Here is a 15,488-nt window from a genome sequence, read left to right as displayed (position 1 = left end):
ACTTATGCTCCGAGCCCTATCTCTTTTTCAACGGGCCTGAGCGATTCTATTGTTCTCTCTATAAGCTGCTCAAGCGGCTCATCCATGAGCTCGCAGCCTTTCTCGATAACCTCACGGTTCACGCCGCGCGCAAAAGCCTTGTCTTTCCATTTCTTTTTGACTGATTTGACCTCGAGATCCATAAGCGATTTGCTTGGACGTACCAGCGCGACGGCCGTTATGAACCCGGTAAGCTCGTCTACGGTGTAGAGGACTTTTTCGCATAGCGTCTCAGGCTTTACCCCAGAGTACTCCCAGCCATGGGCCAGGACTGCGCGGACGAAATCATCAGGGTAGCCCTTTTCTTTGAGCATCTCACCCCCCTTGACGGGATGCGTCTCAGTGCTCGGGAATTCCTCCCAGTCTATGTCGTGCATCAGTCCGATAAGCCCCCAGTAATCCGCATCTTCTCCGTAATGTTCGGCAAAACCCCTCATGGCGGCTTCCACAGCGAAAGCGTGGCGCAGGTGCATCTCTTCCTTGTTGTGTTCCTTCAGAAATTCGAGCGACTGTTCACGTGTAAACATTTATTCCGTACCTCCCCAGTTCTATTAAAAAATATCCTTCTGCAGTTTCTCAGGTGCGAATTGCACGGCATCAATTCCCGATTCCTTCATTATGGCGCGCGCAAGTTCATCTAGATACGGGTAAAGATAGACGACCCTCTCACAGCCGGCGTTAATCAAAGCCTTTGTACAATAAACACAGGGCTCATGAGTGCAGTATAACCAGCATCCCTGTGTCGCGACACCAGCGGATGCCGCCTGTGCTATCGCGTTTATCTCGGCATGCGACCCGCGGCATATCTCATGGCGTTCACCTGAGGGAATATTAAGCTTCTCCCTCATACAGCCGACATCCTCGCAATGAGAGATGCCTTTGGGCGCGCCGTTGTAGCCGGTGCTCAGTATTTGCTTGTCCCTGACGAGCACCGCTCCGACTTTCCGGCGCAGGCATGTGCTGCGGCTTGCAACAACTTTTGCTATAAGAAGAAAATAACTGTCCCAGTCAGGACGTTGGATCGACATAAAGCATAATTCCTCCTATCTCCTCTGTACTATATATCCTCCTCATAACGTACAAGGAGGACAAGGAAAGAATCTTTAACATTTCCGACCATGCCCGCTGTAATTATAAATATAATTTATATGGTATTTATATTTTATGCGATAGGAAATTACGGATAATTCAAATAGCGTACCATGAGATCAAAAATTTATCCCCTGTTTTATACCTTATGCGATCAAGTTAGGGAAGCAATGCGCCTTTTATCATTCCGGATCAAAAACATGGCCGATGTACACAGACAGCTGTGCCGCGACCGCACTTCGAAGCTCTTCCTCGGGATGTGCACGTAACCTGGCGCATATTTTGGCCTCTGCGCCGCATAGAAGGCATCTGCGGGGAGAAAGCCCAAGTATATTTCGAGAGATTGAGCCGTCATCCGTTATGATGTCGATGTCGAATATACGTCCCGCGGGATTTTGTTCTTCGATCCTGACCGCTGACAGCTTGGCCCTTTTTGCGGTCTCCGCATCCCCATCAAATAGCCCCAGCCAGCATAAACCTGCGCCGTTTGTCAAAAAGCGCTCTTTTATAGGATCCGCGCCATATCCAAGCAGAAAATCCCCCGCTCCTTTACGGACTGTCTCTTCATCCAGCGGAAGTCTTTTGGGGTAGCCGGGAATGTTCAGTGAAATCTGACAGATGAATCTCTCCCGCGGGGACATAACTTGTCCATCCACATTAAGCAACAGCCCCTGTACATAAACCCTCTCGTCGCGTCCCGCAAGGACATCTTCAAGCGGTGTGGGCATCTCTCAGTCCTGTTCTACGGCGCGGAGCCTTTCAGCGACATGTCTGCCTTCTTCCGAAGCAAGGTAATCGAGCGTAACTTCAGGCAACAGCATTTTTAAAATGTCGCAGTCTCCGTCCTTTATCGCTTTTCTGACGCGTGATGCGGAAATAGCGGTACCCGATGGGTCATTGGCACGTAAAATCTCAACGACTTCAACCCCATACGCCGGAAGGATTTTTTTCATCGCCTTGTTGTATATTTCCGTAGTGAGACAGAACGGCTCGGTACCGACAAAGCGGGTGCTGAGCGAGAGTGCCGGGACAAAAAGGTTTGCAAAGAGCGTCACGTCAAGTTCGGCCTGTATCCCGGAAACCGCATCCACCCCGCGGTCTTTGAGGAAATAAGTCGGAAATGTCGCCCGTGAGACTGCGTAGTCCGCACTCGGAAGGACCCTCACATTCAATATATCCCTTACTCCTTCTGTTACAAGCCTCATCCTGTCTTTAAACGGGAAGACCGAAACGTCCTCCTGTACGACTATAACATATAGTCCGCCGCATCTCTTAGCTGCCGTCTCTATCAGATACCTGTGTCCAAGTGTGAATGGGTTGCAGTTCACGACAACAGCCCCAAAAGGTCCCAAAGCAGCGGGGAATCTCTGTGATTCCAGCATGGCGCAGTAATCTTCCGCTGAAGGCTGTCCCGATTCCAAGAGGACAACACTGTCGACCCGCGCAAGTTCATGAAAACCCATTGAAGCAAATTTGTCGGCCATATCGGGTTTCGTGTATACGAAAAGATGAAATATGCCATTCTCTCGGGCATACTGAAGGACTTTCGATATCACGATGCCGGCGAGCCCCGTATCCTGCCATTCTGGATCGACGGCGACCATTTTGATAACATTATCTTGTATGCTCGCAGTGGCAACAAGGTTTTCATCCGAATCTTCGACAAGGATCGTACAGTCCGGAGTTCCCTCATATATCAGACCATGCAGGGCAAGCAGCGCCTCGACCCGCTCTTTCTCACGTCTGCTGGGACTGAGGACGGCACGGATCTCAAATCCGAACATGTCAGTCCTTTTCAACAAGCTTTCTCTTCAATATTTCGCCGATGCTCGAACGTGGCATTGCTGGCAGAAATTCGATTATTCTCGGGACTTTATAGTAGGAGAGTTTCTTTTTGCACGATTCAAGCAAGTCTTTAGACGTTACTTTTTCGCCCTTTTTCAGAACGACAAACGCCTTAACGATCTCTCCGCTTATAGAGCGCGGTACTCCTATGACGGCAGCCTCTGCAACCGCAGGATGTTCGAGCAGGACCTTTTCAACCTCCTGCGCATAGACCGTGAAACCTCCTACAAATATAACATCGCTTACGCGCGCAACGAGAGAAAGGTAGCCATCACCGTCAAATTTCGCTATATCGCAGGTGTCGAACCACCCGTTGACAAAACGTACGGCGGTAAGCTCCGGATTACGATAATAACATTTTGCGACGGAAGCACCGCGTATCCAGAGATGCCCTTCGCTGCCTGCAGGAAGGACTTCTCCTCCCCCGTTGCGGATCTCCGCTTCGACACATGAAAGAAACGTGCCAACCGTACCGGGCTTTCTCTTATCAATGCCTGGTGCGATGCAGACGACCGACGAAGCCTCTGTGAGTCCATAGCCCTCTATGACAGGAACACCCAGCATTTCCTGCGAACGTTTGTCAAAATCAAGCGGCAGCCTGTCTCCGCCGGAAAGTATATAGCGCAGGCTGTGCGGCGGATTGAACCCGCGCGCAGCCGCGCCGAGCAGCAGGGATATCATAGTCGGGACTGCGGGCAAAATGGTAACATCGGCATTCCTCATAGCGTCCATAGTAGCCTCCGGCGGCATGAACGAGGGCAGCACTACCTGGCGCGTGCCTCTGACGAACGGGATGAGCGCGCCGCACACAAAGCCAAGAGCGTTGAAGTTTGGCAATGCGTTAAGGAACACATCGTCCTCGGTAAGCGCATCGATGTGGTCTATGCACGCGTTTATGCAGCTTATGAGGTTCCCGTGAGTCAGCGGGACGGCCTTGGGTGCTCCAGTAGTGCCCGATGTGTAGAATATAACGGCAGTGTCCGTTGACTCCTCGTGCGAAGGACGCCCTGCGATGATCTCACAAGGGGCATCAAGTGCCGTCACTACGCATGGGATCCCCTCTTCCGAGATGAGCGGAACAAGGTTCGAGCACCCTCTGAACGTGACCGCAGCAAAAACATCCGCATGTTTGAGCTGTTTGATGAGAGAGACATAACCTCCGCGGAAATCTATGGGTACGACTGTTCCGCCGAGTCTCCAGAGCGCGATTGTCAAAGCAAGCAATACCGGACAGTTGGGAAGTAGAAGCGCGACTCTCTGCCCTGCCTTGAACCCGCTGTCGGAAAGCACCTGTTCACATTCTTTGATGAGTTCGAGGAACGCACCACGTGACCACCAGGTCTTCTGCCACCAGATAGCCGGTTCGTTCCGGAGTTTTTCAAGGTTCGAGGTGATTATCTGATCGAGTCTGAGATCCAAAACATCCCCTCCATTAAAGCATTAGCGCCATATAGGCTTCCCATGCTGCCGAAAACGGAAGCATACTTTCCGGCACGTCATATCTCGGATGGTTGAGCGCGTATTCAAGCCCTGTTCCCATCAGCATGAACACGGACGGAACACAGCTGCTGAAAAACGAAAAATCCTCGCCGGAGAGCAGGGGACGCTCAAGCATCTTAATACAGTCCTCACCAAAAAAAGGGACCCCTATGCGGATTATATCATCAACCAGCCCGGGGTCATTTTCTACCTGTCCGTAATTACGGGTATATTCTACCGATGCAAGTCCACGGAAAGCTTTGGCGATTGCGGGGGCCATAGTTTCGATTCTGTCCTGCACAAAATCTCGGATTTTAGGATCAAAGGCACGAAGAGTACCCCAAAGATTTGCCTGCTCCGGTATAGCGTTATAGGCAAACCCTGACTCTACCTGCCCGAAAGAGACAACGACCGGGTCGCGCGGATCAACTTCTCTTGTGAGCATTGTCTGTATAGTTATCATGATGTGTGCGGCAATCATAACCGGGTCAACTGCCATATGGGGCTTGGCTGCATGCCCGGCAGTGCCGCGTATGTCAATGTGTATACGGTCGGAGAGAGCCGATATAACACCGCGGCGCATATAAAGTTCGCCGTATGGCAGCTCGGGCCACCAGTGAAAGCCAAGACAATCACCTATATTGAAATCTTCAAGGAAACGATTCTGCACAAGTATTTTTGCGCCGCCCTTGCCCTCTCCGGCAGGCTGGAAAAGAAAGACGACCCTGTGTTTGAGCTCTTTCAAGTGGAGCGAAAGTATCTTCGCAGCCCCGAGCAGAGATGCCATGTGTGCGTCATGTCCACAGGCATGCATCACACCAGGCATACATGAGGAAAAAGAAAGCTCCGTCTCTTCCTCGACAGCGATCGCATCCATACATGCACGAACAGCTATTGCCGGTCCTGGAATATCGTCCCCAAAGATCCCTATGACGCAGGTAGGCATCGCAAAACCCGTTATCACTCTCATCCCGTCGATCGATCCCAGCACACGGGCAACTTTGGAAGCGGTAATGTTCTCCTCGAACGCAAGCTCAGGGAACTGGTGGAATTCCCTCCGCCATTCCTGCATTTCAAAACTTATTTTTTCAGCTTCTTGAAGAAGCTGAGCTCCGAGACCGGAAGACTGAAGCTGGTCTATCATCATAAAACTTCCTTCCAATTCAGCCTGGATCCATCATCCGCCATCAGGCTGAGATGTTCGAAAGAAATAATGTTTAAGTATACTACAGTATTCGATCTATGATCCCACTTTTTGCAAAATAAAAAAATACTGTTACATTATTTATAACGGCAAGTATAGTGAACAGAAGAAGTCATAATTACCATGGATAGGGTAGAATAATCAAGGCTGCGTATAACGGCTGTGTGCGATCTGATATAAATTCGGGACGTGATTTGTTTGAAAGAGAGTCAAAGGGGTGTGGCGGCGCTATTCCTCTCATATTTTTTCTGGGGTTCAATGCCCATATATTGGAAGGCAATTCAAAATATTCCCTCCGGTGAGATCCTGGCGCATCGCGTAGTATGGTCTATGGCCTTCACGTTAGCGGTCGTCGTCGTGCAAAAGAAATGGCATATTATAGCAGAATTTATTAGGACTGATAGACGCGGATCCCTCTGTCTGCTATGCGGCGGCTTCCTCATAACGGCAAATTGGTGGATATATATTTGGGCGGTCAACAATGGCAAAATTCTCGAGACAAGCCTTGGATACTTTATCAACCCTCTCGTAAGCATGGCGTTCGGCATGTTGTTTTTTCACGAAAAACTGCGTCGTCTGCAATGGGCTGCACTTATCTTGGCAGTAACAGGCGTATGCGTTGAATTTATCTCCACACACTCAATATCTATGGTATCCATCGGTCTTGCCATGACTTTCGGCGTCTATGGCGTACTCAAGAAGGCTGTCTCTATCGACCCTGTCGCAGGACTCTTCATCGAAACGGCGGCGGTCACACCGCTTGCCCTCGCGTGGCTCATCTGTGCACAGAACAGCGGAGCGGCCGCATTTCCTTATGACACGACGACGGACATCCTGCTCGCAGGCACCGGCGTGATGACTTCAGTACCGCTTATTCTTTTCGCGTTCGGTGCTAAACGCGTGCCTCTTACGACGCTGGGCTTTGTACAGTACGTCTCCCCTACGCTCTACTTTATCATAGGCACTTTCATCTATAACGAACCTCTTCTCATGTCACGCATCTGTACCTTCGCGTTCATATGGACAGCCCTCGCTGTCTATACCGCGGACGCTGTGGCGTATCACCAAGCTCAGCGGCGATAGTGCAACAACATATGCACACATCATACCGCCTTTCTCTATTGACATACCTACAGGAATGTATATATAATTCGAAAGTTTAATTTTAACGGCGAAGGGGGCGTGGATGTGGTGCGAAGAACAAAGGAGGAGGCACAGGATACACGCAACAGAATACTCCAGTCGGCTTTCGATATTTTCTGTGATAAAAATTTTTCAAATGTATCGATATCCGAGATAGCTGAAAATATAGGCATGACGAAAGGAGCCGTCTACTGGCACTTCAAAAGCAAAAACGACATCCTTCTTCAACTCCTTGAGAAGATATTCAGCCAGACCGAGCTGGACTTCATAAATATATATGAAACTCCGGAATTCTTAGGCGCACTTCGTTCTTATTACAAGAACACGCTGATGCACCTGTCGGAGGACAAACACCATATGAAGATAAACAAGCTGATGTTCCGCAAGCACGAATGGCCGGAGGACGTTCAGGCAAAAGCCCTTGTGCTCATAAAAAATTCCATTGAAAACGAACGGAAAATGTTAGAAATACTCATTGTCAAAGCACAGACGGATGGTAGAATCAGGAGCGATATTTCTCCCGTTACGGTATCTAAGGTGATATGCGCTGTTTTTCACGGTTTTTTCATTTTACAGCTCGGAGATGTTTTACCGGCAGATTTTACGGACCACTTAGATTTTCTGTTCGATGCTTTTGCAGCAGAACTCAAATACAAGGCATTATAAAATATAAAACAAATAAAAAAACTGAAGAAAGAGCAGGTGCGCAACAGAATGACGTCACCGAAAGGAAACGAGAACAAGGAATTTAAGGGTAAATCAAATAAGAAGATCTTAAGGATCATCATAATTATAGTGCTTCTGATAGCAGCGGCATTCGCGGCAAAGACGATACTTGGGAACAAGACTAAGCAGCCGGCTGACGTACAGGCACAGGCAGCGCCGAAAGTCATACTTCATAAGGTGGAGGAGAAAAACCTCGCCGTACAGCGCGAGTATATCGGAAAGGTAGAGGCCATCCAGTCCGTTTCGCTGAAGCCGCAGGTCGCCGGCGAAGTCATGAAGGTCAACTTCAAAGAGGGATCTATGGTAAAGGCGGGACAAGTGCTGTTCCTGATCGACAGCAACCAGTACCAGGCGACGGTCGACCTGCGCAGGTCAGAGCTTGCAAAAGCGGAAGCAAACCTTGACAGGGCCGCAAAATATCTTAAAAGAGTGAAGGCTGCCGACAAACGCAGCATTTCAGAATCAGACATAGAACTTGCGGAGAGCAACTTTCTTCAGGGACAGGCGGATGTCTCACAGGCAAGGGCCGCGCTGAAGCTCGCACAGATAGACCTTGCTCACACCCGCATCACTGCCCCGATCTCAGGACGGATAGGCGCGGCAAATTTCACAAAAGGAAATTATGTATCGCTCTCAAGCGGACCTATCGCCACGATCGTGCAGATGGATCCGATCCGCGTGGCATTCGCTCTTCCGGACAGAGATTATCTGGACCAGCTCGAAGCTTTCAGGAAGAGCGGCAAATCTGTTTATAAAACCACGCTGAAGCTTAGTAACGGCAAAAATTTCCCTGCTGAAGGGGAGCGTGATTTCGAGGACAACAAGATCGACGAAAATACAGGAACTCTCCTGATGCGTCTCCGCTTCCACAACAGCGACGGGCTTCTTATCCCAGGAGCGATGGTCCGCATCAATACGAAACCCGTTGAGCAGGATCTTCTCGTCGTTATCCCGCAGGTCGCCATCCTCGCAGACGCTAATGGCGATTACGTCTATACAGTCGGGAATGACAACATAGCGCAGCAGCGCAGGGTAACGCTCGGTGCCGAAGTCGGCACGATGCGCGAAATCAGGGAGGGCCTTACGGCCGGAGAGAATATCGTCATTCAGGGTGTGCAGTCGTTAAGGCCCGGAATGAAGGTGCAACCGATCAAAGCCGCTCAGAACGAGACAAAGAGCGCCGCGGAGCTTGCGGCTCAGCCCGAAGCAGGCTTCGGCAACGGTCCGGCCGGTGCAATTTCTGCGGAGCCGGCTGCAAAACCTGCAAAAGAGGGAAACTAGTCCATGTTCGCGAAATTTTTTATAGAACGTCCCAGATTTGCAATGGTCATAATGATCGTGATGACCCTTGCAGGGATAATAGGGGCTTTCTCCCTGCCGATCGCGCAGTATCCTGAAATCACGCCTCCCCAGATACGCGTCAGCGCGACGTATCCCGGCGCAACCGCGGACGTTCTGGCCAACACTGTCGGCGCGCCGCTGGAAGAGATAGTCAACGGCGTCGATGACATGATCTACATGAACTCGACATCCAGCAACGACGGGAATTACACCCTGACGGTCACCTTCAAAACAGGGACGGATCCGGATATGGCGTTGGTCAAGGTACAGAACAAGGTCCAGCAGGCGACCCCGCTGCTTCCGCGAGAAGTCACGGACCGCGGCATAACGGTAACGACCCAGTTTTCCGACATCCTAGGTTTTGTTGCGCTCATCTCGCCTAAGGGGACGAGAGACGAACTCTTCCTTTCAGACTACGCATACAGTAACGTCAAAAATGTCCTCAAACGCGTCCCGGGCATGGGAGACGTTCAGGTCTTCGGCGCCAAATACAGCATGCGGATCTGGCTTGACCCGGAACGCATCGCGGCGCTCGGGCTCAGCGTCTCCGACGTATCAGGCGCTATCCAGAGCCAGAACAAACAGGCATCGCTCGGTTCCATCGGCGGGGCCCCCGTCGGCAATGCCAACAACCCGATCGTCTATTCACTCACGACGCGCGGACGTCTCGGAAGCGTGCGCGAATTCGAGGAGATCATCGTTCGCACGAGCGCCCAGGGCGGGCTTGTAAAACTCAAGGATATTTCGCGGATCGAACTTGGCGCCGAATCATACGCATATCATTCCGGATACAACGGCAGCCCCTCTGCAATGATGGCCCTGTCGCAGGCCGCCGGTTCAAACGCCATAACTGTCATGGGCGCAGCGAAGAAGGTGATCGCGGAACTGGCGAAAGACCTGCCGGCAGATACTGAGTTCCTGATGGGCTACGACTCGACCGACTACGTCAGGGCGACGATCGGTGAGATACTTACCACTCTGGTTCTCACGTTCTCACTCGTTGTCTTCGTATGCTTCCTCTTCCTTCAGAACTGGCGCGTCACGCTTGTCCCGATGGCGGCTATACCGATCTCGCTGATCACAACGTTCGCGGGGCTCGCCGCCATGCGCTACAGCATCAACATCCTCTCGCTCTTCGGACTCGTACTCGTCATAGGGACTGTCGTAGACGATGCGATAATCGTCGTCGAACGTGTTATTTTTATAATGGACAGGGACGATTGCCCGCCCAAAGAGGCGACGATAAAAGCCATGCGGGACGTAACGGGGCCGATGATCGCGACGACGCTCGTCTTTCTCGCGATATTCGTGCCTGTTGGGTTCATGGGCGGCATTACGGGACAGATATACCGCCAGTTCGCGGTCACGATCTCGTTCTCAGTCGTTTTCTCTCTCATCGTCGCCCTGACTCTGAGTCCCGTTATGTGCGCCCACATGCTGCAGAAGGTCAAACCCGTACAGCGGGGGCCTCTAAAGTGGTTCAACGACGGACTTGCCAAAGTAACGCGCAGGTATGTGGCGGGTTCCGTATGGATGGCCAGCAGGGTACTCGTAACGATATTGTCTCTTGTACTCGTCATAGCAGCTGCATATGGAATAGCGAAATTTTTGCCGACAGCGTTCATCCCTGACGAAGACCAAGGGGCCATGTTCGCAACGGTCCAGCTTCCCGAGGGTGCGACGCAGGGCAGGACACAGGCGCTTACAAAAAGGCTGATACCGAAGATAAGGGAAATACCGGGCGTCAAATATGTTCTCAGCATAGAAGGCCATAATATCACGGGCGGCGGCGGAGAAAACGTTGCGACGCTGATCATTCCGCTCGAGAACTGGTCCAAGCGGAAGACCCCGGAAAAAAGCCTGAGCTCCATAGTAGGACGGATGCGCGGTATCGCGTCAACAGTTAACGAAGCACAGATAAACGTCTTTACGCCGCCTGCGGTCATGGGACTCGGTGTCAGCGGCGGCCTTGACCTTCGCCTGCAGTCCAGACAGGAGAACGATCCTGAAAGACTCGCAATGGTGCTGAGGGATTTTATCGGGAAGATCAACCAGGCGCCCGAAGTCCTCTATGCGTTCAGCTCATATACAGCGGACACGCCTCACCTCTTCCTCGACATCGACAGGGAAAAGGCGGAGATGTTCAACGTGCCGGTCGGGACGATTTTCAGCACGCTCCAGGCCTACTTCGGCACATCGTACATAAACGACATCAACATAGGCACACAGGTCAACAAGGTCATACTGCAGTCCGACTGGAATTACAGAGACAAGATGGACAGCATAGGGAACATATACGTGAACAGCACTACGGGCAATCCCGTGCCGCTGCAGAGCCTCATGTCAATAAAGAAGACGGTCGCCCCCCGCTTGATAAACCGCTATAACCTCTTCCCGAGCGCAGCGATAACCGTCGTCATGAAGACCGGCTTCTCCACGGGACAGGGCATGAAGCGTATCGCGGAACTCGCGAAGGATCTGCCTGAGGGTTATTCCTATGAATGGTCCGGCATGACGTATCAGGAACAGCACTCTTCTGGACAGATCATCATTATCCTGTTTATAGCGCTCCTGTTCGGTTATCTCTTCCTCGTAGCGCAGTATGAAAGCTGGACAGTCCCCGTGCCGGTCATACTCTCCCTGTCGGTCGCAGCGCTCGGCGCTCTCTTCGGAGTGTACATAATGGGACTGCCGCTGAGTATCTACGCACAGCTTGGCATACTGTTGCTCATCGGACTCGCAGCGAAGAACGCGATCCTTATAGTCGAATTCGCAAAAGAACAGAGAGAGGATCATGGGCTTCCGCTCATACAGGCCGCGGCCACTGCGGCAAGCGAACGTTTCCGCGCAGTTCTCATGACGGCGTTCACATGCGTTTTCGGCGTAATGCCGATGCTGTTTGCGACCGGAGCCGGAGCAAACAGCCGTATCGCTGTCGGTACAACGATGTTCTTCGGAATGAACGCAGCGACGATCCTGGGCATATTCCTCATACCCGCGCTCTATGTTCTTTTCCAGGGCATGGTTGAAAGAATAACCGGCCGAGTCGGCAATAAAGTTCCAAAGGCCAAGGAATAAGAGGTTGAAGACTATGAAAAAGATTGCAATAACCATAACCTCGATACTGATACTCATCCTCTCATCATTCGTGGCGTTTGCGGAATCAGTTCCCGCCTCCCAGGACACAGAGCTAAAAGAGGGCAGATGGACTGACATGGCAAAGAGATATCCCATCCCTGCCGTCTCCGGGGACATCGCCGACGCGCCGAAGCCAGAAGTGCTGGCGAGCTGGTGGGACACACTGGGCGACAAAACGCTGACTCAGCTCATAACATGGTCTCTGCAGAGCAACAGAGACCTTGCCTCTGCACGCGCAAAAGTCACGGAGGCACGTGCATCTCTGGGTATAAGCAAAGCGGAGATGCTCCCGTGGCTCGACACGACAAATTACTGGTACAACAAAAAATCTCCTCTCGATACAAGCGGCAAGGACTCTGACATCTACCGCCTCGGCATAGATGCGTCATGGGAGATAGATATTTTCGGCGGACGCAGGCAGACGGTAAAGGCCGGAGTCGCCACACTTGAGGCACAGTACTCCGCGCTCCATGCGACCTGGGTTTCGCTCTCCTCGGAGGTCGCGCTCGACTACCTGACGCTCCGCACACTCCAGGAACGGCTCGTGATAGCCAAAAACAACCTTGTGCTGCAGCAGGACACCCTCGACATGCTCCAGTCGCAAGTGGACTCGGGATTGAGCGACCAGCTCGCACTAAATCAGGCAAAGTACACGCTTGAACAGACGAAGGCAACTATCCCTCCGCTGGAAACAAGTATAGAAGAAGTCAAAAACAGCCTGGCCATACTCGTCGGCCGTGTGCCCGGCAGTCTGGAGGAACTGCTGGGCGAAAAGAAGCCCCTGCCCAAACTTGATGCGGGCATGCTGGTCGGCATCCCCGCTAATGCGCTGCGGCAGAGGCCCGATATACGCGCCGCCGAACGCCAGCTCGTGGCACAGATCGCACGCAAGGAATCTGCAAAGGCAGACCTGTGGCCTAAGTTCTACCTCATCGGCTCCATAGGCACAGAAGCCCTTGATTCGGGCAGCCTCTTCGAAGGGCCGAACAAAGCCTACAGTTTCGGGCCAAAGATCACCTGGCCGATATTCCACGGGGGGGCGATAAGAAACAACATCCGCGTACAGACCGCACGGCAGGAACAGTATCTTGCCGCTTATGAACAGGCAGTTCTCAATGCAGTCGCTGAAGTACGGAATGCTTTAACCTCCGGCATTCAGGAACGCCAGCGCAACGAAGCGCTCAGCCGCGGCGTTAAGGCAGCACAAATCGCGCTTGATGTTGCAAATGACAAATATAAAAACGGACTCACTGATTTCAACAACGTTATCAGTGCACAGCGGGCACTCCTCTCGCTATCTGAAGCTTATGCCATAAGCGAAGGACAGGTGACCTCAGATGCTGTCAGGCTTTTCAAGGCCCTCGGCGGCGGCTGGGCGCCGCTGGCAGCAGAATATCAGGCGGAAGAAACCGCTAAGAAGGTAAAATAGATTTATTTACGCAGGTCGCAGTTACTTTTGCAATTGTCAATTGAAAAATACACCGTGGCCAAAGGCTGTACAAAAATAATTCTCCGTTGTATAATCCTTACGCTAAGACTCGAGACAGCAGGTGCGCTTGCGCTTAATTTCCTGCCGAGGTCTGCGAAGGATAACCGTGTATGATTTTATGGCACGTATTATGGCTTCCGGACTCCCTTGGGTGACGGAAGCCATTTTTAATGTCTTCCGGAAAAAAACATCATCGGGAGGTGAATTTTAAAGATGCCTACACAAGCAAAACGTGAAATGGTCGATTCTCTTGTCAAACTGCTGAAAAAAAGCAATGCCGTGTTCCTCACGGAGTACCGCGGGCTTACAGTCGCTAAAATCGGAGACTGCCGCAAACGGATCCTCAATGCCGGCGGCGAGATGAAGATATGCAAAAACACACTCATGCGCATAGCTCTCTCCGAATGCGGAATAGTCCAGGCTTCAGAATTTGATTCCGGCCCTAACGCCTATGTCCTGTCCTACGGAGATGTCGTTGCGGTAGCCAAGTCTATCCGCGACTTCTCGAAAGAGAAGGGCAACGAAGCTCTGATAGTAAAGGGAGCGATTTTTGAAGGTCAGGTCCTAAGCAAGGAGCAGGTTTTTGCACTGGCAGACCTCCCCTCAAGGGAAGCCCTCCTTGCTCAGGTCGTCCGCACGATCGCGGCGCCACTTCAGGGATTGGTCACCGTGCTTTCAGGACCGGCACGAGGCCTTGTTACCTGTCTCTCACAGATCAGGGACAAAAAAGAAGCAGCATAGTTCAACCCTGCGGCATCAGCCGCATAGCAGTACAAAAATTTAAAATATCCCCAGGAGGATGACATAATATGACACGTGAAGATCTTATCAAGGCAATTGAAGAAATGTCCGTTCTTGAGCTCTCAGAGCTCGTTAAGGAACTCGAGGAAAAGTTTGGCGTATCAGCATCGGCACCGGCAATGATGATGCCTATGGCAGGCGCAGCCGCACCTGCAGCAGCAGCCGAAGAAGAGAAGACCGAGTTTGACGTTATCCTCGAAGAGTACGGCGCAAATAAAATCAACGTCATCAAGGTAGTCCGTGAGGTCACGGGGCTCGGCCTCAAAGAAGCGAAGGAACTCGTGGACAGCGCGCCAAAACCGGTAAAGGAAGGCGCAACTAAGGACGAATCTGAAGAGATCAAAAAGAAGCTTGAAGAAGCCGGCGCCAAAGTAGTACTTAAGTAGTTAAAGACCTGACTGACACATTTGCTGACTTCGGCTCTGGAAAATCCCCACGTTGAGGCAAAAGTGCAGAAGATCATGATAAGCCGCGAAGCCTCCTTTTTGTAAAGGAGGCTTCGTTTGCGGAAATACTTTTGTCTCTTTCGCTCAAATAATGTATCATTTAAAGAGCCTGAAATCGTTATATACAAGCGGCAAAAGGAGTTATTCCTATGAAAATCATCGATGGACACGCACATATTTATCCCCCGGAATTTGAGCGCGACAGGGATAAAATCGCAGAACACGAGCCTTGGTTCGATATTCTGACACGTTCAAAGGTAAACAAATGGGGCACCGCAGAGGAATTTGTCTTGACGCTTGATGCAAACGGGATCGAGTCAGGGTTTGTGACAAGCTTTGCCTTTCATGACCAGGGGCTCTGCCGGGTGGCCAACGACTATGTGCTGGATGCAGCCCGCCGTTATCCCGGGCGTATCCGTCCGCTTGCCGTTGTATCTCCCTCGCGTCCGGGAGCGGACGAAGAGATCGCGCGTTGTGCCGAGGCAGGAGCCGCAGGAGTCGGTGAGCTCTTTCCTGACGGACAGAACCTTGACATATCGGATATGAGCCAGACATGGCGGCTGGTATCTGCATGCCACGAACACGGCCTTTTTATCCTTTTTCATATTGCCGAGCAGGCCGGACACCAATATCCCGGCAAAGGCTGCTACGGCGCTGACAAAGCCGCCAAATTCTGCATGAACCACCCGGAGGCCAAGGTTGTCTTTGCACACTTTGGCGGAGGACTGTGGGCATTTGAAGCCATGCC

Annotated in this window: 14 protein-coding genes and 1 other annotated feature; of the genes, 8 read left to right on the top strand and 6 right to left on the bottom strand. The window is 51.7% G+C overall.

Annotated features, from left to right (window positions below; translation table 11 throughout):
- Positions 1-2: 2 nt before the first annotated feature.
- The 6 genes from LLF78_03125 to LLF78_03100 form a co-directional block, all read right to left on the bottom strand.
- On the bottom strand, positions 3-566 hold the full coding sequence (locus tag LLF78_03125) for an HDIG domain-containing protein (GenBank protein MCE5201489.1): 564 nt from the start codon (positions 564-566) through the stop codon (positions 3-5).
- 24 nt (positions 567-590) lie between these two features.
- Entirely contained in the window at positions 591-1,067 is a 477-nt protein-coding gene (locus LLF78_03120) for a cytidine/deoxycytidylate deaminase family protein (GenBank protein ID MCE5201488.1), read from the bottom strand.
- A 243-nt stretch (positions 1,068-1,310) separates the two neighbouring features.
- A complete protein-coding gene (locus LLF78_03115) occupies positions 1,311-1,856 on the bottom strand; it encodes a citrate lyase holo-[acyl-carrier protein] synthase (GenBank protein ID MCE5201487.1) in 546 nt (181 codons plus the stop codon).
- Between the two features lie 3 nt (positions 1,857-1,859).
- Positions 1,860-2,927: a [citrate (pro-3S)-lyase] ligase gene (citC, locus tag LLF78_03110; protein MCE5201486.1), complete on the bottom strand. Its 1,068-nt coding sequence runs from the start codon at positions 2,925-2,927 to the stop codon at positions 1,860-1,862.
- The gene (locus LLF78_03105; GenBank protein ID MCE5201485.1) at positions 2,914-4,392 is read right to left on the bottom strand and encodes an AMP-binding protein; all 1,479 of its coding nucleotides are present in this window, start codon (positions 4,390-4,392) and stop codon (positions 2,914-2,916) included. The genes citC and LLF78_03105 overlap by 14 nt, the downstream gene beginning before the upstream one ends.
- Before the next feature lie 13 nt (positions 4,393-4,405).
- Complete coding sequence (locus tag LLF78_03100) at positions 4,406-5,596, bottom strand: M20 family metallopeptidase (GenBank protein MCE5201484.1); 1,191 nt, start codon at positions 5,594-5,596, stop codon at positions 4,406-4,408.
- A gap of 258 nt (positions 5,597-5,854) precedes the next feature.
- Between LLF78_03100 and rarD the strand changes: the two genes are divergently transcribed.
- From rarD to LLF78_03060, 8 genes are all read left to right on the top strand, one after another.
- Positions 5,855-6,739 (top strand): EamA family transporter RarD, encoded by an 885-nt coding sequence (rarD, locus tag LLF78_03095; GenBank protein MCE5201483.1) that lies wholly within the window; start codon positions 5,855-5,857, stop codon positions 6,737-6,739.
- 105 nt (positions 6,740-6,844) lie between these two features.
- A complete protein-coding gene (locus LLF78_03090; protein MCE5201482.1) occupies positions 6,845-7,465 on the top strand; it encodes a TetR/AcrR family transcriptional regulator in 621 nt (206 codons plus the stop codon).
- A 48-nt stretch (positions 7,466-7,513) separates the two neighbouring features.
- Complete coding sequence (locus tag LLF78_03085) at positions 7,514-8,806, top strand: efflux RND transporter periplasmic adaptor subunit (protein ID MCE5201481.1); 1,293 nt, start codon at positions 7,514-7,516, stop codon at positions 8,804-8,806.
- 3 nt (positions 8,807-8,809) lie between these two features.
- The gene (locus LLF78_03080) at positions 8,810-11,944 is read left to right on the top strand and encodes an efflux RND transporter permease subunit (GenBank protein MCE5201480.1); all 3,135 of its coding nucleotides are present in this window, start codon (positions 8,810-8,812) and stop codon (positions 11,942-11,944) included.
- A gap of 13 nt (positions 11,945-11,957) precedes the next feature.
- Positions 11,958-13,433 carry a TolC family protein gene (locus LLF78_03075; protein MCE5201479.1) on the top strand — a complete coding sequence of 492 codons (1,476 nt, stop codon included), beginning with the start codon at positions 11,958-11,960 and terminating at the stop codon, positions 13,431-13,433.
- A gap of 90 nt (positions 13,434-13,523) precedes the next feature.
- Positions 13,524-13,671: a sequence feature (ribosomal protein L10 leader region), on the top strand.
- A gap of 35 nt (positions 13,672-13,706) precedes the next feature.
- Positions 13,707-14,234 carry a 50S ribosomal protein L10 gene (rplJ, locus tag LLF78_03070; protein ID MCE5201478.1) on the top strand — a complete coding sequence of 176 codons (528 nt, stop codon included), beginning with the start codon at positions 13,707-13,709 and terminating at the stop codon, positions 14,232-14,234.
- Between the two features lie 68 nt (positions 14,235-14,302).
- The gene (gene rplL, locus LLF78_03065) at positions 14,303-14,680 is read left to right on the top strand and encodes a 50S ribosomal protein L7/L12 (GenBank protein ID MCE5201477.1); all 378 of its coding nucleotides are present in this window, start codon (positions 14,303-14,305) and stop codon (positions 14,678-14,680) included.
- 209 nt (positions 14,681-14,889) lie between these two features.
- Positions 14,890-15,488: amidohydrolase (locus tag LLF78_03060; GenBank protein MCE5201476.1), on the top strand; the 599-nt coding region annotated here is incomplete at its 3' end.

The sequence above is a fragment of the Synergistaceae bacterium genome (genome assembly GCA_021372895.1).
Taxonomy (GTDB): Bacteria; Synergistota; Synergistia; order Synergistales; family Synergistaceae; genus JAJFTP01.
The sequence above is the reverse complement of the archived record's forward strand: the minus strand, read 5'-3'. Positions and strand labels throughout refer to the sequence as shown.

Bases quoted from the DNA above. Each gene is read 5' to 3' on its own strand.
- LLF78_03080 (MCE5201480.1), top strand. From the start codon at position 8,810: ATGTTCGCGAAATTTTTTATAGAACGTCCCAGATTTGCAATGGTCATA.
- LLF78_03115 (MCE5201487.1), bottom strand. From the start codon at position 1,856: ATGCCCACACCGCTTGAAGATGTCCTTGCGGGACGCGACGAGAGGGTT.
- rplJ (MCE5201478.1), top strand. From the start codon at position 13,707: ATGCCTACACAAGCAAAACGTGAAATGGTCGATTCTCTTGTCAAACTG.
- LLF78_03085 (MCE5201481.1), top strand. From the start codon at position 7,514: ATGACGTCACCGAAAGGAAACGAGAACAAGGAATTTAAGGGTAAATCA.
- LLF78_03075 (MCE5201479.1), top strand. From the start codon at position 11,958: ATGAAAAAGATTGCAATAACCATAACCTCGATACTGATACTCATCCTC.
- LLF78_03100 (MCE5201484.1), bottom strand. From the start codon at position 5,596: ATGATAGACCAGCTTCAGTCTTCCGGTCTCGGAGCTCAGCTTCTTCAA.
- rplL (MCE5201477.1), top strand. From the start codon at position 14,303: ATGACACGTGAAGATCTTATCAAGGCAATTGAAGAAATGTCCGTTCTT.
- LLF78_03120 (MCE5201488.1), bottom strand. From the start codon at position 1,067: ATGTCGATCCAACGTCCTGACTGGGACAGTTATTTTCTTCTTATAGCA.
- LLF78_03125 (MCE5201489.1), bottom strand. From the start codon at position 566: ATGTTTACACGTGAACAGTCGCTCGAATTTCTGAAGGAACACAACAAG.